Source organism: Mycobacterium sp. Root135 (genome assembly GCF_001426545.1).
Taxonomy (GTDB): Bacteria; Actinomycetota; Actinomycetes; order Mycobacteriales; family Mycobacteriaceae; genus Mycobacterium.
In genome coordinates this window covers 475,966-498,636 of record NZ_LMEZ01000005.1, presented here as the reverse complement: position 1 = coordinate 498,636, position 22,671 = coordinate 475,966, and the positions used below count along the sequence as shown (strand labels likewise).

Below are 22,671 nucleotides of genomic sequence, written 5' to 3'. Positions count from 1 at the left end.
TTCGCCGCACTCATCAGCCGCGTCGCCGCGCCAGCCAAACTGTGCGCGACCCGCATGTCGGGTCTTCCTCCACGTGGTCGACGACGTCGAAGCCGGTGGCATCCAGTAGCCGCCGATACTCGCCCGCGTCGAGGCTGCCGTGATGGAGCGGCACGCCGTCCAGTTGGCCGATCGCGATACCTTCGGACGTTCCGCTGGTGAACATCAGCGCCGCGCCCGGTGCGGCATGCGTCGCAAAACGGGGGAACATCACACGCTGATCGCCCGGCGAGAGGTGAAAGAAGCTGTCCCACGCCAGCAGGCCGGCGAAACGTCGACCGAGGCTCAGTTTGCGCATGTCCCCGAGGTGCACCTGTGTACCTGGCAGATTGCGCTCGAACAACGCGACCATCGTCGGGGCGCCGTCGAGCCCGGTGACGTTCAATCCCCGCTGGATCAGCTCGCGGGCAATCGGTATGCCGGAGCCACAGCCGATGTCGAGTACCGCCGCTCCGGTGGGCAGTAGGTCGCAGAAGCGATCGAGCCAGGAACGCTCCACCAGGTGGTCACCGCGGAGCTTCGCCCAAGCGGAGCCGTGTTCCTGGTAGACGGCGATCACGGAGTCGTCGATGGGGCCGGTCATGTTCCTAGTGTCAGGCCTGCGCCGTCCAGTTGCGGATCGCGGCGACGAATTCCTCGGGTGCGTCGGACTCCACGGCGCTGACTCAGCCAATGCCATGTCCACTTCCGTGGGGTCCTCGTCCGTCTTCGTGGTACCGGCCCTGGCGGTCGGCGCAGAGACTGGAACCAATCCAAACGGACCCGAGGAGGCATGGGTGTTCACGTCCACGCGAGACGCCGAGGAGCTGTTGCGCAACGCGTCGCTCCGCGTCACGGCCCAGCGCAGCGCGGTCCTCCACGCACTCGAGGACCACCCGCACGTCGACGTGCGATCGCTGAAGGCATTGGTGGTCAACCAGATTGGGTCGGTCTCGACCCAAGCCCTCTACGACGTTGTGGGTGCACTGGTCGGCGCCGGGCTGGTCCGCAGGGTCGGGTCGGCTGGTTCGGCGTCGCTGTTCGAACTCGAGGGTGGCGACAACCATCACCACGTGGTGTGTCGCCGGTGCGGCGCACTCGAAGACGTCGACTGCGTCAGCGGCGAAGCGCCGTGCCTGATGCCGTCGACCACCAGGGGCTTCGTCGTCGACGAGGCCGAAGTGACCTTCTGGGGCACGTGCGGACCGTGCTCGGAAACCAACATCGACGGCGCGCAGTCGCCGTCAACGACGAAGGAGAACATCTGATGGCGTTCGAGGAGAACACTGAGCCGTTGACGACGGCGGCGGGTGCGCCGGTGGTCGACAACCAGAACAGCATGAGCGCCGGGCCGCGGGGTCCGCTGCTGCTGCAAGACCTGTGGCTGATCGAAAAGCTCGCGCACTTCAGTCGCGAGGTGATCCCTGAGCGCCGCATGCACGCCAAGGGCGCCGGGGCGTTCGGCACCTTCAAGGTCACCGGCGACATCTCCGCCTACACCACCGCAGCCCTGTTCAACCAGGTCGGCAACCCCTGCGAGATGTTCGCCCGCTACTCCACCGTCGCCGGGGAACGCGGCGCCGCCGACGCCGAACGCGACATCCGCGGCTTCGCGCTGCGGTTCTACACCACCCAAGGAAACTGGGACGTCGTCGGCAACAACACCCCGGTGTTCTTCCACCGCGACCCGCTGAAGTTCCCCGACCTCAACCGCGCCGTCAAACGCGACCCGCGCACCAACCTGCGCGATCCGGAGAATAACTGGGGCTTCTGGACCGGGCTGCCCGAATCCCTTCACCAAGTCACCTACGTGATGGGTGACCGCGGCATCCCCGCCTCCTATCGGCACATGCACGGCTTCGGGTCCCACACCTTCAGCCTGATCAACGCCGACGGGATCCGGCACTGGGTGAAGTTCCACTTCCGCACCCAGCAGGGCATCGACAACCTCACCGACCAGCAAGCCCAGACCGTCATCGGGGCCGACCGCGAATCCCACGGCCGCGACCTGTTCGACGCCATCGAACGCGGTGAGTTCCCGCGATGGACACTGTTCATCCAGGTGATGCCCGAGGACGACGCCCGAACCTACCGCTTTCACCCGTTCGACCTGACCAAGGTGTGGAGCCAGCAGGACTACCCGCTCATCGAAGTCGGCGAATACGAGCTGAATCGCAACCCGGACAACTACTTCGCCGAAGTGGAGCAGGCCGCGTTCTCCCCGGCGAACCTGGTCCCGGGCATTTCCTACAGCCCGGACAAGATGTTGCAGGGCCGGTTGTTCTCCTACGGCGACGCCGCCCGCTACCGGGTCGGGGTCAACCATCATCAGATCCCGGTGAACTACCCCCGCGGTGCGGCCCGGGTGAACACCTATCACCGCGACGGGGCGATGCGGGTCGACGGCAACCAGGGTGGGGTGCCGGGAATGGAACCCAACAGCTTTGGTCGGTGGCCCGATCAACCGGCCTACGCCGACCCACCGCAGGGGATCGGGAACACCGCGGATCACTTCGACTTCCGTGAAGATGACGACAACTACTTCGAACAGCCCGGCAACCTCTTCCGGCTGATGACCGGGGAAGAGCAGCAGCGGTTGTTCGACAACACCGCCCGCGCGATCAAGGGTGCCCGGTCGGTCACCGTGAACAAGCACATCGAGAACTGCACCCGGGCCGACCCCGCCTACGGCGAAGGCGTCCGCAAAGCCTGCGAAGCCATCGGCGCACTCTGAGCCCGCCTGGTGTTCGATACTGGGTCGATGCCGAAGAGCTTCGTGCCCCCCGAGCAGTACTACGCACAGCTCGCCCGCGTGAGGCAAGGTGCCGGGGCGCTCATCACCACTCCTAACGGGCGCGTCGTCATGTACGACGTGACGTACCGCGACTATCTCGAATTACCCGGCGGCGCAGTTGAAGTCGGCGAGTCCCCGCCGGCGGCGTGCGTGCGGGAGTGCCGGGAGGAACTGGGCGTCGACGTCGCGGTCGGTCGGCTGCTCGTGCTCGATCACCAGACCGACGGCGGGGACCGGGGCGACTCGGTCATGTTCGTCTACGACGGAGGCGTCCTCGACGAGGCAGACCTCGCGGACGTCCCCGCCGACGACGAGGGGCGTGGGGTCGTCCTCGTCGATCCGTCAGACGTGGATCGGGTCACGATCCCGCGACTGGCCAACAGGATTCGCTCCGCGCTGGTCGCACGCGAGACCGACGGCATGGTCGAGGCGGTCAACGGAGTGATCCGAACGTCTCAGAGCCCGATCATCGTCTCGAGCCAGCCGCGGGCGAAGTAGACGACGAACCCCGCCGTCACGACCCACAGCAGCGGGCTGATCTCGCGGGCCTTGCCGGTCGCCGACCGCGTCACCACCCACGCGATGAAGCCGATCCCGATGCCGTTGGCGATCGAGTAGGTGAACGGCATCGCCGCCACGGTGAGCACCACCGGCATGGCGACCGAGAACTCGGAGACGTCGATGTGACGCAGCTGCGACACCATCATGACGCCGACGACGACCAGCGCGGCGGCGGCCACTTCGGTCGGCACGATCGACGCGAGCGGCGAGATGAACATCGCGGCCAGGAACAGCACGCCGGTGACCACGTTGGCCAGGCCGGTGCGTGCGCCCTCCTCGACACCGGCCCCGGACTCGATGAAGACGGTGTTGGACGACGCCGAGGTCGCGCCGCCGACGACCGCACCGGCGCCCTCGACGATCAGCGACGCCTTCAGTCGCGGGAAGTTTCCCTTCTCGTCGGACAGGCCGGCCTCGCGGGACAGGCCGGTCAGCGTGCCCATGGCGTCGAAGAAGTTCGCGAACACCAGGGTGAACACCAGCATCACGGCGGCCAGGACGCCGATGCGGCCGAAGCTGTCCAGGGTGAACGCTCCGACCAGTGAGAGGTCCGGCAGCGCGAACGGTGAGCCCGACAGCGTCGGCACCGACAGGCTCCAGCCGCCGGGCTTGTCGACCGCCGAGCCCAGGTGCCAGATGGCCTCGATGACGACGGCGACCACCGTGCCCGTGACGAGGCCGATCAAGATGCCGCCGCGCACGCGCCGAACCACCAGCACACCGGTCAGCAGCAGCGTGAACACGAACACCAGGACGGGCACGGTGCTGATCGATCCGGCGCCACCGCTGCCCAGCCCGACGGGTGGCGACGGCACGCCGGTGGCACCGACGAATCCCGCGTCGACCAACCCGATGAACAGGATGAACAAGCCGATGCCCGCGGTGATCGCGAGCTTGAGTTCCATTGGGACGGCGTCGAACACCAGCCTGCGCAGTCCAGTCGCCGCCAGGATCACGATGATGACGCCGTTGATCACGACCAGGCCCATCGCCTCGGGCCAGGTGACCGTACCGACGACCGTGGTCGCGAGGAATGAGTTGATGCCGAGGCCGGCCGCGAAGGCGAACGGCAGTCGCGCGATCACGCCGAACAAGATGGTCATCACGCCGGCCGCGAGCGACGTGGTGGCGGACACCTGCGCAAAGTCGAGGCTGTTGCCGGCCACGTCGGGCGCGCTGGACAGGATGATCGGGTTCAGCACGATGATGTAGGCCATCGCGATGAACGTGACCAGTCCACCGCGGATCTCAGTGCTGATCGTCGACTGCCGCTCGGTGATCTCGAAGAACCGGTCTAGACGGCTCACAGGTGCGTTCTGTTCCACGCGACGACCTTAGAGTCGCGCGCCGATTTCTTCTCCTCTTTGCAAGGCCGGGCCTTCGAACTTGCCCAGTACAAGAGCTCGAGGGACCGCAGGCCGAACTTGGTCAGCGCTGCCCGACGGGCGCGTGCCGCGTGCGTCTGCCCTCTGCGAGCAGTGCCGCAAACACGCCGTACGTGGACATGTAGGTCCCCAGCTTTCGCAGAATCGCACTCGCGCGTTCCGATCGAAGCATCACCAATGTCGCGGCCAACCACAGTCCACCCGCCCAACGGGTGGCCGTCCGCACCTGACCGTCATTCGCCAGTTCGGTCCGCGTTCGCATGGATCGCCTCACGACAGTAGGCAGCGAGGCCCGGGAGACCGAACGACTCGTCATAGTTGGCAACATATCTGGGGTCGCTCACGTACAAGTCCCCCAGGTTTCGATGGAAGGCCGGCGGACAGTCGTAGAACCAGCGATTCACGTGAAGCCGGTGCTGCTCGGCCGCAGCCATCGCCTCCTCGGAGTCGGCCGGTAGTCCGACGCGAAAGGCGTCGGACAGCGCCTTCTCGACGGCTTCGCCCTCGGACTTGATCTGGATCCACTCCTGCTTGCCGTAGGACTTCGTTCGCCGCTGCGATTCCTTCCACTCGTCAGTCTCGCCCCACTTCTGTTCGGCCTCTGCTTGGTAGTCGTCGAAGCTGTCACCGAAGAGTTCGCGCATGTCGTCGTCGGTCATGGGGGTGTTGTTCATCGCCTTCTCCAATGCGTGATCGATTGCCTCGACGAGAGCCGTCATCTCGTCGAGTCGGGACGTGACGCGTTCGCGCTGACGAAGCAGGTGGCTGACCTCGTTGCCGTCTTCCAGCAGGCTCGCGATCTCCTCGAGGGACAGCTCGAGCCGGCGGTAGACGATGACCTGGGACAAGCGCGTCAGATCCGCCGACGTGTAGACCCGGTAGCCGGAAGCCGAACGCCGACTGGGAGTCAACAACCCGATGTCGTCATAGTGGTGCAGCGTCCGGACCGTGATGCCAAAACGCCGGGCAACCTCGCCCACGGTGAGTTCTTCCACCTGAATCTCCTGCGTCACGTCGACCATGTTGGGGCCTCACGTCGCGTGAGGGTCAAGCCGGACTCTTCCATTGCGGGATCAACGATTTTATGGCTTCCGAGGTGGGTCGTTAGCGTCCGAATCATGGAATGGAACTATCGGTCGGCTGGAGATTTGGCGGTCGCCTTACGCGCTGGCGAGGTGTCATCGGTTGAGCTGACCGAGGTCGCAATCGCCGCAATCGAGCGGCACAACTCTCAGGTCAACGCGATCTGTGTGCCGGACTACGATCGTGCGCGGGACACCGCTCGGCACGCGGACGAAGCCCGCGCCCGCGGAGAGGATCGGCCACTGCTGGGCATTCCGGTGACGGTCAAGGAATCGTTCGACGTGACCGGGCTGCCCACGACGTGGGGCATGCCGGAGCACCGGGGGTTCGTCCCGTCCGAGGACGCGGTCCAGGTGGCGCGGCTCAAGGCCGCCGGCGCCGTGGTGCTCGGCAAGACGAACGTGCCGTTGGGTTTACAAGGTCTTCAGAGTTTCAACGACCTCTACGGCGTCACGAACAATCCGTGGGACCACGGTCGCACGGCGGGCGGATCGTCGGGTGGGTCGGCGGCCGCCCTGGCGTCCGGGTTCGGGGCACTGTCCATCGGTTCCGACCTCGCCGGTTCGCTGCGCACGCCCGCGCATTTCTGCGGCATCTACGCACACAAGCCGACACTCGGGTTGGCCGCGATGCGCGGTATGACTCCGCCCCGCGCGCAGGCATTTCCGACCGAATCCGACCTCGCCGTCGTCGGTCCGATGGCGCGCACGGCCCGCGACCTTGCGCTCCTACTCGACGTGATGGCCGGACCTGACCCGCTGACGCTCGGCGTGGCGCACACGGTGGCGCTGCCACCCCCGCGTCACGAGCGACTAAAAGACTTCCGAGTGCTGGTTCTCGAGGAACACCCGTACATCGCCACCGGGGCCGCAGTGCGCGCCGGCGTCAACCGGGTGGCCGACGCCCTGGTGTCCAGTGGTGCCCGCGTCGAACGGCACAGCCAGCTGCTGCCCGACCTGACCGAAGCCGCCTGGCTGTACACGCTGCTGCTGTTCTCCGGTTCGGTGGCGCGCTTTCCCGTCGACCAGTACGAAGATTTACACACTCGCGCAGCACTTTTGAGCGCGGATGACCGCAGTCTGGATGCGGCGCGGCTGCGCGGAATGGTGCTGAGCCATCGCGAATGGATCGAGGTGGCCAACCGTCGCGAGCACCATCGACACGGCTGGCGACAGCTGTTCGGCGAGTTCGACGCCGTGGTGTGTCCGATCACTCCGACTCCCGCGTTTCCGCACGACCACGATCCGGATCTGCTGGGTTGCCGGATCGACATCGACGGCGTCGACTACCCGTTCTTCGACCAACTCGTGTGGGCCGGCCTGGCCACGATGCCCGGCCTGCCCGCCACCGCCGTCCCTGCGGGGCGGTCCGCCGACGGGTTGCCGGTGGGGGTGCAAATCATCGGTCCGGCATTCGAGGACCGCACTCCGCTGCGGCTTGCCGAGTGGCTCGAACACCGGATCGGCGGCTTCCAAGCGCCGGGTAAGGACGCGCCACCGGCCTAATTCTCCTCTGCCAGAACGCGAATCGCGATCTCGTCGAGGGTGGCCATCGTGTTGGCGAGGATGACCACCGCCGAATCGCGACTGCGGTCGAGGGCCAACATGCTCGAGAAGCCGCCCGTTGCGCCGTTGTGCCACGTGATGTCCGTGCTCCCAACGCGATCGGTGAGCCAGGCATAGCCCACCCGGTGTCCGTCTCCGGCATCCCACCGCGGTTCGAGTGCGCTCAAGCCCGGCGCACTTCCGTCGAGCAGGGCTCGTGCGTAACGCGCCATGTCGTCCGGTGTCGAGCGCACCCCGCCGGCCGGTGCGTAGGCGTTGATGGTCCACGCCTGCTGGCGCTTGCCGGCCGCGCTCCACCCCGTCGGCGCATTGGGGGGCAGGTCGTCGGCGGACAGGGGTACCGACGACCGGGTCATGCCAAGACGCTCGAAGATCCGGCGACCGAGTAATTCGGGATACCCGACGCCTGCGTGGGCGGCCAGTGCCTGGCCGAGAAGGGCGGTGCCGAGGTTGGAGTACGAAAACATGCCTCTGCCAACGATCTTCGCCGTATCGGCCTGCGCGAGCAGCGTCGTGACGTCTTCGGTGTACGGGTTGCGATGCCGCAGCACGGCGGAAACGACCTTCACTTGGTCCCGGTGGCGCCCGGACAGTCGCGGCAAACCCGACCGGTGACTCGCCAGTTCTTCCAGCGTCACCCCAGCCACCTGACCGTGGACGTCGAGCAGGCTGCCCAACGTGGTGTCGGCCTTCAGCTCCCAGCACTCGACGGCGTCGGCGAAGAGCAACGAGGTCATGGTCTTGGTGACCGATCCGATTTCGTAGACCGTGTCGGGCCCGGCACCGAAGTGTGCCCAGGCGGGAACGTGGTCCTGAATGTGGACGACGCTGACGCGGTCGGCGAGGCCAGCGCCGCGCAGCAGCGGTTCGACCCTTGCGATCAGATCTGCGTCGCCGGTGGCCGCCCCGAGTCCGGGCGGTGCGGCACTCATCGAAGCGTCGCACTGATCACGAGGAACGGCGGCAATCCGAGTCGATGCGGGGCCTCGGCGCGTATCTCGTCGGACGGGGCGGGTTCGTCGAGGCGGCGCAGTACGAAGCCGTGGCCCAACACCGCCGTGACGTACGCGGAAATGGTGCGGTGGTAGTTGCCTGCTCGGCGGACGCTGTGTGGGTGCGGTGACCGCCAGAGCCCTTCGGCGAAGTAGTCGCCGACGGCGCGGCGAAGCCCGCCCGGAGTAGCGAACGTCTCCGTAGCTGGGGCGTCGAAGCACGGATGCGGCACCGTGAAGACCAGGAAACCACCCGGACGCAGCACTCGCCTGACGGAATGCAGTGCGGCGTCGAGATCGGCGATGTTGTTCAGCGACAGCGCCGCCGTCACACCGTCGACCGAGTCGTCCGGCACCGTCTGCAAGCTGGATCCGTCGTCAATGCGGTAGACCGCTCTGGTCGGGTTCGCACGCTCGGCGGCCTCGGCATGCGCGACGAGCGCACGGGTGGGGTCGACGCCCACCACCCGGGCTCCGCGGCCGGCCAACGCTCGGCTGACGATGCCTTCACCACACCCGACGTCGAGAACGTCGAGCCCAATCACGTTGACCGGCAGAGCCTTTAGCAAGATGTCACGGGAGAACCGGTGCATCGCCGATCCACTGCGAACAAGTTCGGCGTACCACTCGGCCATACCATCCCAGTCATCCTCCACCGATCGCCAATCCTATGCCCCTACGCAGGCGCTCGAGACACCTGCGCAGCACGGGGTGGCCGTACGATCGCCGTTGTGAATCTCTCGACATTGGATCTGGCGATGCGTCAGTTCTGGCGGGTCACAGGCCGCCGCGTCGACCTCGGTGGCAGCCACGCGTGGCTGCAGGCACCCGTTGGCGCCAAGGGTGGTGCACACGACTGGCTCCGGGCCGAGGCGGACCGATGCGGTGGCGCACTGACCGAGGACGATCCAGATGCCGGTGTGCTGCCCGATCTGGCCTGCCTGGCGGGGCCGGGATTCGACCCAGCGGCTGTGCACCCGATTATTCACGACTTCTACACGAGCACTTCGCGATGGCGCATGGAGGTGTGGAGCAGCTGGTCGCCCTTGTTCTGGCCGGGAGGCGAGTTGGTCTCACGGCTGTTCGGCAAGCGCGTACAACAGCTGGCGTTGCCGACGCGTCCCCTGGATGCCGCGCACGGCATGGACGGCCGAGTGTCGGTGATCACCGACCGCGAGGGCGCACACGTTGCGGCCGGCTGGGTGCGGACTCTGCGCGCCAACGGAGACACCGTGTTCAGCGGACGTTATTCGCGCAGAACACTTCCCGGTGCCGTACGGCCGAGCGTCCACGTGACGTTCCCTCTGGAGGAGGGCAACGTTCAGGTGTTCTTGCAGCCTCAGCTGCGCCCTGACGGTGGCCTGCGACTCGAGTCCCCGCCAGGCCCGTGGGGTGCGAACGGGGCCTATGTTCTGGTTCGGAATCAGGGACGACATTTCGCCAGGCGTGTTCCATTGCACGAAATGTTCGATCTGTACGTCGACGACCAGCAGGTGTTGCGCACCGACCACGTGCTGCGGATGTGGAACCGGCCAGCGGTCCGGCTGCACTACAAACTCGAGCGCCGCGGGACGTAGCCCGTACGCCCTTCCCAGCTGCCGTGCTCGGAGAGCGGACGGAAACGGTAGGTCGCGAACTCGTGATGAAAGTCGCGGCGGCGCCGTTCAGTCATCGCATCGGCGTGCCGGGCGGGCTCGTGAACATCGCTGTGGCCGTGCACCATCTCAGTCATCGCCCGTATCGAGCGCCAGATCGAGAACGTGGATACCGACCGGGGTGGGCGCATTGCCGCCAACGCCAATGTCGTGTCCGGATGATCGCGTACCAGCCGCTCGACCGGCCTGCCCCACGTCAAGAAGCGGGGCACCTCGAACAGTCGCATCCGGGCCAGGGTGACCGCGATGACCGGCTCCTCGTCGTCCCACGAATCGGCCCGCTGGGGCAGGTCGGGTAACGCCGCCAGCTGCGACCATCGCCGCAGGAACGTCATTCGGACGTGCCAACCTGACGCGAAACGCTGGCCAGGACCGGCGAGGAACTCGTCGACGGCGGCTTCGTCGTCCCAACGCGCGAACATCGCCAGTCGCCGCAAGTGCAACCGGTCAGTCGAGATGGCGGGCGCCCCGAGTCGCATCAGCGAGAGACACTCGGCGTACCGCAGACCCCCCACCCGGTCCGGCTGGGGTGCGCGGCGCAGGAGTGGCACCGTCGTGCTCACGGGCAGCTGGGCGAGGTGGAAGGTGAATACGTCGGTCACGTCATGAGTATTGGCCAGGCCGGGCTTGGCTCGCCGGTCACGTGGGTGTCAGCGCGCGCACTCGGCGAAGGCGACGCGGTCGCCGCCCGTCGCCTTCGCGTCGTACATGGCGGCGTCGGAAGCCTCGATCACCTCACGCAAGTCTGATTCCGATGGTCTGCCCGTCGCCACGCCGATGCTCACGGTCACCGTGGGATCACCGGCGGCGCACACCGCGGCGCGGATCCGCTCGGCGATCACCGCGGCTTGATCGATGGCCATTCGGTCCACCACCAGGAATTCTTCGCCTCCCCACCGTGCCACCACCGCCGAGCCGTGTACATTCTCGCGAATCCTGCGCGCCGTCCGGATCAGCACCTCGTCGCCCACGACATGCCCTCGGGTGTCGTTCACCGCCTTGAAGCCGTCGACGTCGATCAGCAGCACGCTCAGTTGGACGTTCGTGGCGGCGGAGACGTTGAGCCGCTTCACCGCGACCTCCAGTCCGCGGCGATTGGTGAGGTCGGTCAGAGGGTCGGTCAGCGATTGCATCGAGCTGTCCTGCAGTAGCCAGAATCCGAACTGTAGGCCGGGCAGGATGCACACGGTGACCAACAACGCGATGACCGCGCGGGATACCGCCAAGTGCAGGCCGAATTCGGGTTCGACCAAGGCCATCCAGGTGGCTATCCCCACCACCGAGACTGTGCACCAAGCAATGTGGGCGACATGCAGCCGTGGGCCGTGGAAGAACACCACGTAGCCGCCAGCGCACAGGAGAATGGGGATTCCCGACATGGCCAGGTTGGGGTCTCCGAACAACAACGCCGACATCGTCATGAGGACGTCGACGAACACGACCAGTGCCGCCGACGTCCGTGCGGTCGGCCAGGGCCGAAACGCCCAGCGGGCCGCCCACCCGAAGGAGCCCACGGCGACTGCTACCCAGCCGATCCGCACCAGCGAGTCGTCAACCCCTGGTGGCGCATAGGCGTTGACCACCGCCAGCGCCCCCATCGTCGCCCCGATGGCGGCAATCAGTTGGCGCAGCACCATGAGCAAGCCGCGACTGCGCAGGAACTCGATGCGCCATTCGTAGTCGTCGCCCTCCCGCCACCACTGGAGCAGCAAGCCTCGGCTCGCCTCGGCGCTCACCGGGGTCGCCCTCGAAGTTGCGGACAGATCGCCCTCGGAGACGACTCGCCAATCGTGTTGTCCCACCGGTTCACCGGCGTCGGCGGTGTGCTCACCACTGGTGTCGCGCGGCCCACGCCAGCCACCGCTCCCCCAAACTGGCCTGGGCACGCGTCCTGCGAGCCTAAGCCCCGTACTTCATGCGAGTCGGCCACCCTGCCAGCATGGCCTCACCCGCGCTCATTGGCAGTATCGGACAACCGGACGCCGGGTTGGCGCCATTCGCCACATTGCCGCATGTAATCGCCGTCGGCGACGTGGGCGGGTGTCCGGCGCGGCGCGTACTTTGACGCCGTGACGACGGAGCCGGACGAGTTGATTGCGCCCGCCCAGTGGTGGGATGAAACCGGCGAGTACGAACTGCGGCAGATCCTCCATTGGCGCTGGGACCCGATCGGCATAGCGAACGTATTCCCCTATGCCGCCAACGAGTACGACACCTATACGTCGATCCTCGTCGATGCACTCAGGGCGCGAGCGTCGGCCGACGACGTCGCTCGACTGCTCGCCGGCATCGAAGACGACCGCATCTTTGACAGAGCTCCCGCATCTAGTGGAGAGCCCGTCGGACTACTGCGCGAACTGGGCGATGCCATCGTCACCTGGTACGGAGCCTCACAACGGCGGTGGACCGAGTTCGGGCCTCTTCCTCGCTAACCGGCAGGTGTGATGGGAGTCGATGCGGATGAAGAAGTTCTCGCGTGACGATCAACGGACGATGGCGCGGTGGGCACTCGACTGCGCCGAGCGCGTCCTGCCGATCTTCGAGGTGGCTAGCCCCGACGACACGCGCCCCCGACGGGCGATCGAGACGGGTCGGGATTGGGTGAGCACAGGGGAGTTCAGCATGGCGGTGATCCGCAAGGCCTCGCTCGACGCCCATGCCGCCGCCAAGGAGACCACCGATCCGGCCGCCATCGCTGCCGCCCATGCGGCGGGCCAGGCCGTCGCGACTGCCCACGTTCCTCAACACGCGTACGGCGGCGCGTACTACGCACTCCGCGCCATCGCTGCACGATCGCCAGCCCAAAATCCTCAGGCCGCGTGGGACGAGCACTCGTGGCAAGCCGCCCAGCTTCCCGACCACTTGCGCGCAGAGACCATGGACCGCATCGTGATCGACCAGACCGGATCGGGCCTTCGCATCTCAATTCGGAAGGGGTCGGGCTTCTGACGTGGGAGCAGGCCACGCCATCTTGCTCTCGAGCGGTCGGCGGCCGGATGACGACGCGAAGCCCAACCAGGTGTGCCGGTTGCCGGCCCAGCACCACCCAATCTTCGGCGCGTTCCGATTGGCGGCACCGTCACGGCCCGTGCCGTTGCTGATCCAAATCGCCGGGGTGCGGGTGTCGAGCGCACCTCCGGGCTTGCGCTTGCGCGAGCCAATCGTCATGAAGCAGTGGTTGCGCTGCAGTGTGGCGGGCTGCTGGAGTAGCCACGTCAGCCCCTCAGTCAGGGTCAGCGGCGTTCGGCCCACGGCAGTCAGATCGCGATCCACCTCGTTGGGGCTCCAGTTCGCATAGTGGTCGCCGCGATCGACGTCTTCCAGTAGGTAGACCGGCGAATCCGGCACCTCGACAACGGGTTTGAATTCATCGACGTCGTTCATGTCGGTGACGACGAAACCTTGCTTGTCCGAATGGCGGATCAATGGTGCCAGGTGTGACGCGGGCACCAATTCCGGGTGGACGACCAGCAGCCCCGACTGTCCGGCCGCAGCGGCGATGGCCCGCAATCGGGAAGCGGACAGGCCGGCGCGCCGGTGGACCTCGAATCCGATGAGCCGGTCGGCTTGGTCAATCAGGCTGAGCAGGGGTGGGGCGACGGTGACCATGGGGACGCAACGATCCCGGCGTCGTCAGAGTTCCGGGGTGAGTCCCCCACAGACCCGCTACCCGCTAGCCGGAATGGCCAACTACCGCCACCGGGCTGTCGACCCGTGCTCGATCAGAGTTGGCTCGAGTCATGACATTCGGCAGCACAGAGGAGGACTGACATGACCGCCCGCGTGATCGTAGGAATAACCGGGGCCAGCGGCACGGCGTACGGCGTCCGACTCTTGGAGGTGTTGCAGCAAGAACCCGACGTCGAAACACATCTGGTGATGTCCCAATCCGCTCGCCGAACAATGCATTACGAACTCGACATGACCGTCGGCGAGATCGAAGCGCTCGCAAACGTCGTGCACAAGCCCAACGACATCGGCGCCTCGATCGCCTCCGGGTCATTTCGTGCCCACGCCATGGTCGTCGCCCCCTGCTCGATGAAGACCGCAGCCGGCATTGCAACCTCTTATTCCGACAATCTGCTGCTGCGCGCCGCCGACGTCATGCTCAAGGAGCGCCGCCGACTGGTTCTGCTGGTGCGCGAGACACCGCTGCACCTCGGACACCTGCGCATCCTCACCCAGCTCGCCGAAATCGGAGCGATCATCATGCCAGCGGCACCGGCCTTCTACCAGCGGCCCGAAACCATCGACGACCTAATCGACCAAACCGTCAACCGCGTCCTGGACCTCGCCGACGTCGAACTCCGCCGAGACCTCTTCGCGCGCTGGACCGGTGAACGACCACCAGCACCCAATCTGCGCCACGAGCCCGAGCTTCTCCGCCCCGTCCACTGACCACCAATCCCGGCCTTCAAGGAGCACACACCTCATGTCTGCACACGTCGACCGCAACAAGATCCCCCGCAGCTACCGCGAGTACCTCGCCCTGATGAAGGACATGGGCGAACTCGTCGAGATCGACGACGAAGTCGACTGGAACCTGGAGATGGGGGCGATCTTCCGCCACGCGGCCGAAACATGCGCTCCAATGCCGGTTTTCAACAACGTCAAGGACGCCGAGCCCGGTTTTCGCGCCGCCGACTGGGGTATGGGCAAGAGTGGACACCCCACCCAACCCTGGCGCCGGCTCTCCGCGATGCTCGGACTGCCCCCCGAAACACCCCTGATGGAAATCCAAGCCGCCTACATCGAGGCCAAGGAGAACGGCCGCTCCTACCCACCCAACGTCGTCGACGCCTCCCAGGCGCCGTGCAAGCAAAACAAGTGGACCGGTGACCAGATCGACCTCAACAAGATCCCCGCGCCGCTGGCCCACGACGGCGACGGCGGCAGGTACCTGCAGACCGCGGGCCTCAACATCGCCCAGACCCCCGACGGGAAGTGGACGAACTGGTCGACCAACCGCGCGATGATCCTCGACGCCCAGACCATGACGGGCCAGTGGTGGCCCAAGCAGCACAACGGGATGATCTGGAAGATGTGGCGCGACGAGGGCAAGGACATGCCGTGGGCGTGCGCTCTCGGTGTCAGCCCGGTCGCCTCGACCCAGGCAGCCTCGCGCATTCCGGCGTGGGTCGACGAATACGACATGGCCAGTGCACTTCTCGGCGCACCGCTGGACATGGTGAAGTGCGAAACCAACGACATCCTCGTGCCCGCCGACGCCGAGATCGTCATCGAAGGCGTCATCGAATACGGCACCCAGGAGCCCGAGGGGCCTTTCGGCGAATACCCGGGCTATCTGCCCGACGAGACGACGATCTTCCCGCGGCAGAAGGTCACCTGCGTGACGTTCCGCGACAAGCCGATTCTGCCGATGTCGATTCCCGGGGTGCCGATCGACAATTGTCACGTCACCATGGGGTTCTTCATCTCGTCGGACTCGGTGGTCACCCTGCAGAAGGCCGGCCTGCCCGTCATCGACGGCATGTACTTGTTCGAGGCGGCGATCCTGTGGTTCGTGGTCCGCGTCCCCAAGGATTGGCACGCGAAGACCGGCTGGACGCTGGACGAGTTCATGAACCGTCTTGGGAACACCTTCTGGACTGATCACGTCGGCGACACCGTCACCAAGATTCTCGTGGTCGACGAAGACATCGATCCCTCCGACGTCAAACAGGTGGTGTGGGCGTTCGCATCTCGCAACCACCCCACGTTCACCACTTACCTCTTTCCCGAGCTCCGGGCCTTCGGTGACGGCATCGAGTCCTACCACACCACTCGCGAACTCTCCGAGGACAAAGGGACCTCGCTCGTCATCTACGCCTGCCTGGAGAACGCCGACCGGGTGGGGCGCCCCGAGAAGCGGGTGATGTCGTTCGACGAGAACTATCCCGAGCCCGTCAAGCAGAAGGTGCTCGACAACTGGGAGCGCTGGGGCTTCACCGCCCCGTGAAGAGTCTGCGAGGCGAAAGCCCACGTGGGGCGCGTCGAGGAGGCCGACGGCGGCTGAGCACTAATGTCTGAACCGGCAAGTTTGACGTTTTTCACCGCTCCCCCGGTACTCAGTTGGGTGCGAGCAATCGCGCGTTGTCTCGCTCCTGGAAGGGACGGTCACATGTGCTCTCGTTCAAGACGGTTGCGATAGATCAGTTGGCGTGAATCGTTGGAGTCGAGACCGATGCACTTATAGCCGGTCTTTTCGAGCACATGGCGGCTCACGGCGTTGGCGGCGAGGACGTAGGCCAACAGGTCAGGATCGACCGCGGCTTCAGCATCTTGCTGGTGCCAGCGGGTGAGGGCGTTGACGATCTCGGTGGCCAGGCCGCAGCCCCAAAACTGCGGCGCGACCAGACATCCGACCTCGCGACATGATGTCTCGTGCGCACGACTGAAGCCTGCGCGGCCCACGAAGCGCCCATCTTGGTGTTGGACGCGCCATTTGGACCACCCTTGAGCCGTGTGCTCGCGCTGCCAACTGAGAAGGTGTGCCCGCGTCTGGTCTCGGTTCAGCACGCCACTCACCATGTACTTCATCGCCACCGGATCGCCGTGGAGCGCCTCAAGATCAGGCAGGTCGTGACTAGTCCAAGTCGTCAGCAACAGCCGGTCGGTGCGCAGCACCGAAGCTCGGCCCCGCGCACGGCCGACCCAGCCGCCGTCTGTTGGACCGCTCGAGCTCACCACGTCATTGTCCTCGCGCAGCGCCCTGGGTTGCCATCCTTCACCCGGCGGCACCGGCACGGGGCATGCCAGAGCAGTGGGTCGAACGCTCCGTGCTCTGTGCCAGCGAGTCCGCGCTGCGGATCGACTCCGTGGTGAGCGCTGCAGAGGCGGTTGCCATGCTCACTCCGCATTAGCGACGACCTGTGATCGGGAAATCGATTGTCTCCGTGCAGGAACGCGTTTACGGTCGCAGGTATGCCTGCCGATGCACCGACTATTCTGGCCACCAGCGGAGGAATCGGTGCCGGCAAGCGCACCCGGTTCACCTTCACAGCCCTGACGGACTTCGCCGTTGAGCTGTCCGGTGTCAACGGTCGGGCCCCGCGAATGTGTCTGCTCGCCACTGCGATGGGTGATGACAAGACGGTGCTGCATTATCTGACAGAGGCTGCGCAGAGCCGAGGATTCGTGGCCTCGCACCTGTCGTTGTTCCCCATGCCCAACGTCGACGACGTCGCCGCTCATCTGCTGGAGCAGGACGTGGTGTGGGTGTTCGGCGGGAGTGTTGCCGGCCTGCTGGCAATGTGGCGGCTGCACGGAGTCGACGTCGCCCTGCGCGACGCATGGCAGGCGGGTGTGGTCTTGACGGGAATCTCCGCCGGATCGATCTGTTGGCATGCCGGCGGCACCACCGACTCGTTCGGTCCGCAGCTGCGGCCGGTCACCAACGGACTGGGTTTCCTGCCTTACGCCAACGGGGTTCACTACGACTCCGAGGCCGAGCGCCGCCCCCTTCTCCATTCCCTCGTCCGAGACGGGGTCTTGCCTGCCGCCTACGCCACCGATGACGGTGTCGGGCTGCTCTACCGCGGTACCGAACTCGTCGAAGCCGTCGGTGAAACAGGTTCGGCTGGCGCATATTTCGTCGAGGAGTGTGACGGAGCCGCGGTGGAGACGGCCTTGGACGTCCGGCGGCTGTGACCATGCAGACGATCTGCCTCAGACCTGCTGCCGACGTCGACTTCGAGTTCTTCTTTCGGCTTCACAAACAGACGCTGGGCCCCTACGTCGAGCAGGTGTGGGGGTGGGTCGACGAGGACCAGCGTGCCTACTTGCAGCGCACGATCGACGTCGACGCAACCCAAGTGGTCGTGGTCGACGGCGTTGACGTCGGGCGGCTCAACGTTGGCCATTTCGCGGGTGACGTGTACGTCGGTCTCATCGAAATCGCTCCCGGACAACAGAATCGGGGAGTCGGTGCACGCATCCTGCGCGGCGTGCTCGACTGCGCCTTTGCCGACGGCAAGAGTGTGCAACTACACGTGCTGGACGTCAACGCGCGTGCATGCCGTTTGTACCGCCGGCTCGGGTTCGACGAAGTGAGCCGGCAGGGCGAGGCCCCGGCAATCCGCATCCAGATGCGGGCGAATCCCCCTGGTGCTGGCCATGTGTGCAGTCTTGAACGAAGCATTGCAGGACCGTGGCAGCTGCGTTCAGCCACCCCGGGCGATCGTGGGTTCATCATCGAAATGGCGCGGCAGGCCTCTGTCATCGAGGACTGGCCACTCCCCGATGCGGATTCCGAGGACGTCCACGACCTCCTGCCGTCCAACGACGACACAGTGCTCGTTGCCGCCGATGTACTGGGCCGCCCAGTCGCGGCAGCATGGACCTTCCACAGCGACCCGCCACTCATGCTCGACGCAGAGGGCGCCTCGTTACCGGAGGTGTGCATCGCCGTCGTTTCCGAGGCACGCGGACGCGGTGCGGGTGGCGCGCTCCTTGACGAACTGGCACGGCGCTGCTCGCCTCAACATTCTGCGCTCTGCCTGAACGTTCATCAGCGCAACATTGCAGCTCGTAAGTTGTACGCCAGCAAAGGTTTCCAGGAGAGGGGGCAAGGACGCGGATGTCTCGGTGTGGCGATGCTGAAGGGATTGCGTCCGGAATCTGCGACGCACGCTCGCTAGCTCACAATCGCTGGCGACTAACCGTCGCCGGCCACGTCTGCGTTGTCACTTCCCCGCGGACCACGGTGAACGGCCTGCCGGCGCCTGCCCGCCAATAGAGCACGCGCCTCGTGAACAAGGTAGGCCGAGCCGATCACTGCCCCCAGGAGGATGACGACGTCGCTGGCAACCAGACCCGTGGGGGTGCTTCCCCCTGGGCTCTCCATGAGAGCCCAGGCGACACAACCGATGGCTGCTGCAAACAACCACAGCAAGATCTTGGCGCGTCGAGTCGTCCGCGGAGTGCCCAGCAACTGGGAGATGGGTCTGAACAACATCGCGAGCCTCATCCGCCGGCCGACGGAGGCCCATGACACGAAAGCGCCATAAGCGACCACCGCATGGCTGAAGTCGATGTCCATGATCAGCAGCACGGCCAAGTGGAATGTGGCGGCGACGGCCAGCGTCGTGCGGAAGGCGCGCCACCATGGCAGGGCGATCAAGATCGATGCTTCGAAGATGACGGTCAGCCAGTCAACGACCTCCCACGCGGGACGTACATCGTGTGCGGCGACCCAATCGGCCAGCCAGAACGTCCGGCTCTCGGTCAGGTAGCCCAGAACGAAGTATCCGCGCGCTGCTTGACTGGAGAACGAGAGCCAACCAGTCAGAACCTTCGTCAGCGCAGCGGCGAAGAAGCCCCATCCGATGAGGAGGGCCAGGAGTCGCAATGGCCACTGACGCTGCGGGGTGGCCTCGGCGGGATGCCGCAGCGAATCGAGCGAAAAGCGGTCTCCCCAGTTGGCGAACGCGAGCACCAAGGGCGCCACGACCAACAAGATCGTGTGATCGACCTTCCCGAGACTAAACGTCAAGCCGTACGTGACGACGAGCAGCACCGCCACGGCGATCGACGCACAACGCGTCCACAGGCCCAGCCCGAGCAGGATCAAGGCCGCAGACCGCAGAACCTCCAAGCAGACCAACACGGTGGGCGACGGAAAGCCGGGAAACAACTGAATCGGGCCAGGCGGTGGTTGGAACATGAACTGCGGAAAATGACTGAGCCACCCTATGTTTGGCACGATGAAGAGCGCGCACACCGCATAGACGATGCGATAGATGCCCAGGTCTGCCGAAGTGAACGGGCCGCTCTCGACCCACCGGTCGAACCCGTCGACGAGTGTCACTTCCCGCCCCCGAAAACGACGTGGACCGTATAGAGCGGCACGTACTTGACTGAGGCCCTTGACGCCGACTCATAGGTGGCCGAACGCCACACGATGTCGAGTCCGGTGACCGTTTCGGTGGGGAATCGCTGCGAAACGCGACCCTGCAACCAGGCCACGGCGCCGGGATTGGCGGCGACCTTGCTGTCGTCCTTGAATGCGTCGGTAAACGCCAACAGCCGCACTGACGGACCCGCCGGCAAGATTGCCTGGGGCGGAATCTCCTCAGCATGTCCGTCTGCGAAGCGCACCAGCAGTGTCGGTTCCGCGGTCCTTGGCAGCCCGGTCTCCAAGAGGCAGCCCGGACAGCGTGCCGGAAAGCCGGGTAGGACAAGCGCGGGATAAGGCTCCGCGCGTACGACTGCGAGAACGACGTACTGCAGGACGCAGATCCACAACAACGCAACGCCGAAGATGACCCGCACCGTGCGGGCAGTCGGTTTCACAAGTCCCCTCCGTTTCACCAGCGGGGAACGGTACCAACGAAAGGGCACGGCATTCCTGGACGATAGCTGCCAAACCGAGGCGAATCTCGCTGGAACAAGGCAAATTTGGAATCGCCGGCAACCCGTGACGGCGTCGCACCACTAACCGCTGGGGGTTTGGTCCGGCGCTCGAATCCTTCCCGACACCTGCGATCGCGGTTGCGTCCACCATGGTGGTGCGCCGATCTGAGCGCTGCCCAAAGACTCCGGGACATGCTCGGCCCGGTCCACCGATTCCACGGACGGACCGTTCCGGGCGAGAATCCACGTGAGTAGCAACTATCATGATCAGAATCCGACGCGGCCCAGACCTCGCTCGTGTCGGCCTAAGGGCGAGCGCACCCGCGTTCCTCATCGCTGGATCTGCGGGGGTCGACGTCCCGCACCCCGGCAGGTGATGTGGTGAGCACGCTCCCGATTGGCACGGGGGGCAACATGAGCACAATTGGTGACGCACGGCCGTATGGGCGGCACCGCCGCCCGCGCGATTTGCGCGGATGACGAAGGCCACGAGCGCCGGGAACGCACTGTCCCCGCCGCAACGACCGTTCGAGATGGTTGCCCACCAACTGGATTCCGCGGCCAGCGGAGTCGGGCTCGAACCGGTATTCCAGCCCATCGTCTCCCTGCCGGATGAAACCGTCATCGGTTATGAAGCATTGGCACGGTGGCCCCGGTTCGGCAATCCCGACCCGCGGTCCGTCCTTGCCCACGCGGCGGCGACCGGGCGGACAGCCCAGCTAAATCAGATGTGCATCGAGACGGCGATAGAACGCGCGCTGGCCGCCGGTGTCGGACGCTCCAGCACGATCTTCATCAACTGTGAACCCGAAACCCCCTACGTGCGCCGAGCCGACGACGCCACCCTCGCCCGTGGCCATGACGGCCTCCAACTGATATTCGAGATCACCGAACGCAGCCTGCTCACCCGTCCCCGCGCCCTACTGAAGAAGGTGGCCGCGCTGCGATCCGACGGATTCGCCATTGCACTCGATGACGTTGGCGCACATCCGGACTCGCTGGCGTTGCTCGACATCCTCTCCCCCGACGTCATCAAGCTTGACCTCAACTTGGTGCAGTCCCACCCACGCTACGACCAGGCCCGTACCCTCGGCGCCGTGCTGGCGCATCGTCAGCGGACCGGGGCGGTCATTTGCGCCGAAGGCATCGAGACGGTCGGGCATCTGCAGCAGGCTCTGGCCGTGGGCGCGAGTCTGGGTCAGGGCTACCGATTCGGGCGCCCGGGGCCCCTTGACCTCGACCTGCACCCCGCGGTCGCATGGTCACCTCCGCGGGCCCGGACACCCGCTCCCTGGCGTGAGGACACCACACCGTTCGACGTCGTCGCGCCCAGCGCAGCGGTGCGTACCGAACGCAAGGACACTGTGTTGGCGCTGTCGCGTCACATCGAAGACCAGGCACGCCACGCCACGGATCCGGCCATGGTGCTGACAGCACCGCAACGCGCCGAACACTTCTGCGGGGAGACCCGGCGGCGCTATCACGACCTTGCCGCCATCTCACCGCTGGTGGCGGTCTTCGGCCAAGGCCTTGACCTCGAGTTGGGAACGGGTATCCGCGGCGTTTGTCTGGACCCCGCCGATCCCATCTGCGGTCAGTGGGTCGTGCTCGCCCTGGGCCCCAACACCGCCACCGCACTCGTCGCGCGCGACCACGGGAACGCCCTCGCGCACCATCGTCACCCCGGTGACCGGCTCTTCGACGTCGCGATCACCAACGACCGGTCACTGGTCACGATGGTGGCCCGTAGCCTGCTCGACCGCATGCTCTGAAAACCTCACACCGAACGCCGCGTGTTGCTGCCTTGAACCGCCCTTGGGACTGCTCCCGGTTCAGTTCGGGTTGAACGTCATGTCAGAACGACTGTGGCGCCTTGTCGAGGTACATGGATGATCCCCGGCGGGCGGCCTTCTCGGGATGCTTACTGACGGGTTGCGAGACGAATTTGGCAAAGATAATTTGCAGCACGATGCGCAATTCCCGTTCGGCGAAAGCTGCACCGAAACAACGACGGACACCGCCGACGAACCAGATGTGGGTCGACACCGCCAGTGGTTTCAACGTGCGATGTCGGTAGGTCCATTGCACGCCGTCGCGGATCTCAGCGCGAAGATTCCGCGTGGAGGAAGTGGGTCGGGTCTCCTCGACGCCGGCGTTGAGTGCCGCGTCCACCAGGTAGCTGAGCGCGTCGACGGCGATCGCCACGGGAGCGCCCAGCAGGCCGACGAGACCGCCGCCCACCGCCGGTCGGCACCTGCAGCTGTC

24 protein-coding genes are annotated in these 22,671 nt (G+C 65.8%); 12 read left to right on the top strand and 12 right to left on the bottom strand.

Features of this window, described 5'->3' with window-relative positions; translation table 11 throughout:
• Positions 1-13 precede the first annotated feature (13 nt).
• Positions 14-622, bottom strand: coding sequence for a class I SAM-dependent methyltransferase (locus ASD37_RS13530; protein WP_056551559.1), 609 nt, complete (start codon positions 620-622; stop codon positions 14-16).
• 193 nt (positions 623-815) lie between these two features.
• Between ASD37_RS13530 and ASD37_RS13525 the strand changes: the two genes are divergently transcribed.
• The 3 genes from ASD37_RS13525 to ASD37_RS13515 are packed head-to-tail and all read left to right on the top strand — an operon-like array spanning position 816 to position 3,310.
• Complete coding sequence (locus ASD37_RS13525) at positions 816-1,286, top strand: Fur family transcriptional regulator (protein ID WP_056553250.1); 471 nt, start codon at positions 816-818, stop codon at positions 1,284-1,286.
• On the top strand, positions 1,286-2,752 hold the full coding sequence (locus tag ASD37_RS13520; RefSeq protein ID WP_056551557.1) for a catalase: 1,467 nt from the start codon (positions 1,286-1,288) through the stop codon (positions 2,750-2,752). Before ASD37_RS13525 ends, ASD37_RS13520 begins: the two co-directional genes overlap by 1 nt.
• A 27-nt stretch (positions 2,753-2,779) precedes the next feature.
• A complete protein-coding gene (locus ASD37_RS13515) occupies positions 2,780-3,310 on the top strand; it encodes an NUDIX hydrolase (protein ID WP_056551555.1) in 531 nt (176 codons plus the stop codon).
• Here ASD37_RS13515 and ASD37_RS13510 read toward each other — a convergent pair.
• Complete coding sequence (locus tag ASD37_RS13510) at positions 3,268-4,680, bottom strand: NCS2 family permease (RefSeq protein WP_056551553.1); 1,413 nt, start codon at positions 4,678-4,680, stop codon at positions 3,268-3,270. The two genes, ASD37_RS13515 and ASD37_RS13510, sit on opposite strands and share 43 nt — an antisense overlap.
• Before the next feature lie 311 nt (positions 4,681-4,991).
• Complete coding sequence (locus ASD37_RS13500) at positions 4,992-5,753, bottom strand: MerR family transcriptional regulator (protein WP_056553247.1); 762 nt, start codon at positions 5,751-5,753, stop codon at positions 4,992-4,994.
• 123 nt (positions 5,754-5,876) lie between these two features.
• On the opposite strand from ASD37_RS13500, the gene ASD37_RS13495 reads away from it, so the two are divergent.
• Positions 5,877-7,346, top strand: a complete 1,470-nt coding sequence (locus tag ASD37_RS13495) for an amidase (protein WP_056551550.1) — start codon at positions 5,877-5,879, stop codon at positions 7,344-7,346.
• Here ASD37_RS13495 and ASD37_RS13490 read toward each other — a convergent pair.
• Positions 7,343-8,338, bottom strand: a complete 996-nt coding sequence (locus tag ASD37_RS13490) for a serine hydrolase (RefSeq protein WP_056551548.1) — start codon at positions 8,336-8,338, stop codon at positions 7,343-7,345. The two genes, ASD37_RS13495 and ASD37_RS13490, sit on opposite strands and share 4 nt — an antisense overlap.
• Positions 8,335-9,033, bottom strand: coding sequence for a class I SAM-dependent methyltransferase (locus ASD37_RS13485; RefSeq protein ID WP_056551546.1), 699 nt, complete (start codon positions 9,031-9,033; stop codon positions 8,335-8,337). The genes ASD37_RS13490 and ASD37_RS13485 overlap by 4 nt, the downstream gene beginning before the upstream one ends.
• 96 nt (positions 9,034-9,129) lie before the next feature.
• On the opposite strand from ASD37_RS13485, the gene ASD37_RS13480 reads away from it, so the two are divergent.
• Positions 9,130-9,975, top strand: a complete 846-nt coding sequence (locus ASD37_RS13480) for a hypothetical protein (RefSeq protein WP_200959886.1) — start codon at positions 9,130-9,132, stop codon at positions 9,973-9,975.
• Here ASD37_RS13480 and ASD37_RS13475 read toward each other — a convergent pair.
• Complete coding sequence (locus tag ASD37_RS13475) at positions 9,948-10,655, bottom strand: hypothetical protein (protein ID WP_056551542.1); 708 nt, start codon at positions 10,653-10,655, stop codon at positions 9,948-9,950. The genes ASD37_RS13480 and ASD37_RS13475 overlap by 28 nt on opposite strands.
• 48 nt (positions 10,656-10,703) lie before the next feature.
• Positions 10,704-11,939 carry a diguanylate cyclase gene (locus tag ASD37_RS13470; RefSeq protein ID WP_235568243.1) on the bottom strand — a complete coding sequence of 412 codons (1,236 nt, stop codon included), beginning with the start codon at positions 11,937-11,939 and terminating at the stop codon, positions 10,704-10,706.
• A 183-nt stretch (positions 11,940-12,122) separates the two neighbouring features.
• On the opposite strand from ASD37_RS13470, the gene ASD37_RS13465 reads away from it, so the two are divergent.
• Positions 12,123-12,485: a hypothetical protein gene (locus ASD37_RS13465; protein WP_056551538.1), complete on the top strand. Its 363-nt coding sequence runs from the start codon at positions 12,123-12,125 to the stop codon at positions 12,483-12,485.
• Positions 12,486-12,513: 28 nt separating this feature from the next.
• A complete protein-coding gene (locus ASD37_RS13460; protein WP_056551536.1) occupies positions 12,514-13,002 on the top strand; it encodes a putative immunity protein in 489 nt (162 codons plus the stop codon).
• Here the strand turns inward: ASD37_RS13460 and ASD37_RS13455 are convergent.
• Positions 12,976-13,662: a DUF5701 family protein gene (locus ASD37_RS13455; protein WP_056551534.1), complete on the bottom strand. Its 687-nt coding sequence runs from the start codon at positions 13,660-13,662 to the stop codon at positions 12,976-12,978. The two genes, ASD37_RS13460 and ASD37_RS13455, sit on opposite strands and share 27 nt — an antisense overlap.
• A 162-nt stretch (positions 13,663-13,824) precedes the next feature.
• On the opposite strand from ASD37_RS13455, the gene ASD37_RS13450 reads away from it, so the two are divergent.
• Together ASD37_RS13450 and ASD37_RS13445 are read left to right on the top strand one after the other, a co-directional pair.
• Positions 13,825-14,451, top strand: a complete 627-nt coding sequence (locus ASD37_RS13450; protein ID WP_056551532.1) for a UbiX family flavin prenyltransferase — start codon at positions 13,825-13,827, stop codon at positions 14,449-14,451.
• A 34-nt stretch (positions 14,452-14,485) separates the two neighbouring features.
• Positions 14,486-16,012: a UbiD family decarboxylase gene (locus ASD37_RS13445; protein ID WP_056551530.1), complete on the top strand. Its 1,527-nt coding sequence runs from the start codon at positions 14,486-14,488 to the stop codon at positions 16,010-16,012.
• A gap of 158 nt (positions 16,013-16,170) precedes the next feature.
• Here ASD37_RS13445 and ASD37_RS13440 read toward each other — a convergent pair whose 3' ends face one another.
• The gene (locus ASD37_RS13440) at positions 16,171-16,800 is read right to left on the bottom strand and encodes a GNAT family N-acetyltransferase (protein WP_056551528.1); all 630 of its coding nucleotides are present in this window, start codon (positions 16,798-16,800) and stop codon (positions 16,171-16,173) included.
• 177 nt (positions 16,801-16,977) lie between these two features.
• Here ASD37_RS13440 and ASD37_RS13435 point away from each other — a divergent pair, with 177 nt between their 5' ends.
• On the top strand, positions 16,978-17,703 hold the full coding sequence (locus ASD37_RS13435) for a peptidase E (protein WP_056551526.1): 726 nt from the start codon (positions 16,978-16,980) through the stop codon (positions 17,701-17,703).
• Positions 17,704-17,705: 2 nt separating this feature from the next.
• On the top strand, positions 17,706-18,692 hold the full coding sequence (locus ASD37_RS13430) for a GNAT family N-acetyltransferase (protein WP_056551524.1): 987 nt from the start codon (positions 17,706-17,708) through the stop codon (positions 18,690-18,692).
• A 17-nt stretch (positions 18,693-18,709) separates the two neighbouring features.
• On the opposite strand, the gene ASD37_RS13425 is transcribed toward ASD37_RS13430, so the two are convergent.
• Complete coding sequence (locus tag ASD37_RS13425) at positions 18,710-19,624, bottom strand: hypothetical protein (RefSeq protein WP_235568241.1); 915 nt, start codon at positions 19,622-19,624, stop codon at positions 18,710-18,712.
• Between the two features lie 233 nt (positions 19,625-19,857).
• The gene (locus ASD37_RS13420) at positions 19,858-20,346 is read right to left on the bottom strand and encodes a hypothetical protein (RefSeq protein WP_235568239.1); all 489 of its coding nucleotides are present in this window, start codon (positions 20,344-20,346) and stop codon (positions 19,858-19,860) included.
• Between the two features lie 536 nt (positions 20,347-20,882).
• On the opposite strand from ASD37_RS13420, the gene ASD37_RS13415 reads away from it, so the two are divergent.
• Positions 20,883-22,178, top strand: coding sequence for an EAL domain-containing protein (locus ASD37_RS13415; protein ID WP_056551519.1), 1,296 nt, complete (start codon positions 20,883-20,885; stop codon positions 22,176-22,178).
• 82 nt (positions 22,179-22,260) lie between these two features.
• Here ASD37_RS13415 and ASD37_RS32265 read toward each other — a convergent pair whose 3' ends face one another.
• Complete coding sequence (locus tag ASD37_RS32265; protein WP_056551517.1) at positions 22,261-22,647, bottom strand: hypothetical protein; 387 nt, start codon at positions 22,645-22,647, stop codon at positions 22,261-22,263.
• Between the last annotated feature and the right edge of the window lie 24 nt (positions 22,648-22,671).

Coding starts and splice junctions, on each gene's coding strand:
- ASD37_RS13455 (WP_056551534.1), bottom strand. CDS start 13,662: ATGGTCACCGTCGCCCCACCCCTGCTCAGCCTGATTGACCAAGCCGAC.
- ASD37_RS13515 (WP_056551555.1), top strand. CDS start 2,780: ATGCCGAAGAGCTTCGTGCCCCCCGAGCAGTACTACGCACAGCTCGCC.
- ASD37_RS13495 (WP_056551550.1), top strand. CDS start 5,877: ATGGAATGGAACTATCGGTCGGCTGGAGATTTGGCGGTCGCCTTACGC.
- ASD37_RS13520 (WP_056551557.1), top strand. CDS start 1,286: ATGGCGTTCGAGGAGAACACTGAGCCGTTGACGACGGCGGCGGGTGCG.
- ASD37_RS13460 (WP_056551536.1), top strand. CDS start 12,514: ATGAAGAAGTTCTCGCGTGACGATCAACGGACGATGGCGCGGTGGGCA.
- ASD37_RS13445 (WP_056551530.1), top strand. CDS start 14,486: ATGTCTGCACACGTCGACCGCAACAAGATCCCCCGCAGCTACCGCGAG.
- ASD37_RS13450 (WP_056551532.1), top strand. CDS start 13,825: ATGACCGCCCGCGTGATCGTAGGAATAACCGGGGCCAGCGGCACGGCG.
- ASD37_RS13430 (WP_056551524.1), top strand. CDS start 17,706: ATGCAGACGATCTGCCTCAGACCTGCTGCCGACGTCGACTTCGAGTTC.
- ASD37_RS13485 (WP_056551546.1), bottom strand. CDS start 9,033: ATGGCCGAGTGGTACGCCGAACTTGTTCGCAGTGGATCGGCGATGCAC.
- ASD37_RS13435 (WP_056551526.1), top strand. CDS start 16,978: ATGCCTGCCGATGCACCGACTATTCTGGCCACCAGCGGAGGAATCGGT.
- ASD37_RS13490 (WP_056551548.1), bottom strand. CDS start 8,338: ATGAGTGCCGCACCGCCCGGACTCGGGGCGGCCACCGGCGACGCAGAT.
- ASD37_RS13530 (WP_056551559.1), bottom strand. CDS start 622: ATGACCGGCCCCATCGACGACTCCGTGATCGCCGTCTACCAGGAACAC.
- ASD37_RS13415 (WP_056551519.1), top strand. CDS start 20,883: ATGACGAAGGCCACGAGCGCCGGGAACGCACTGTCCCCGCCGCAACGA.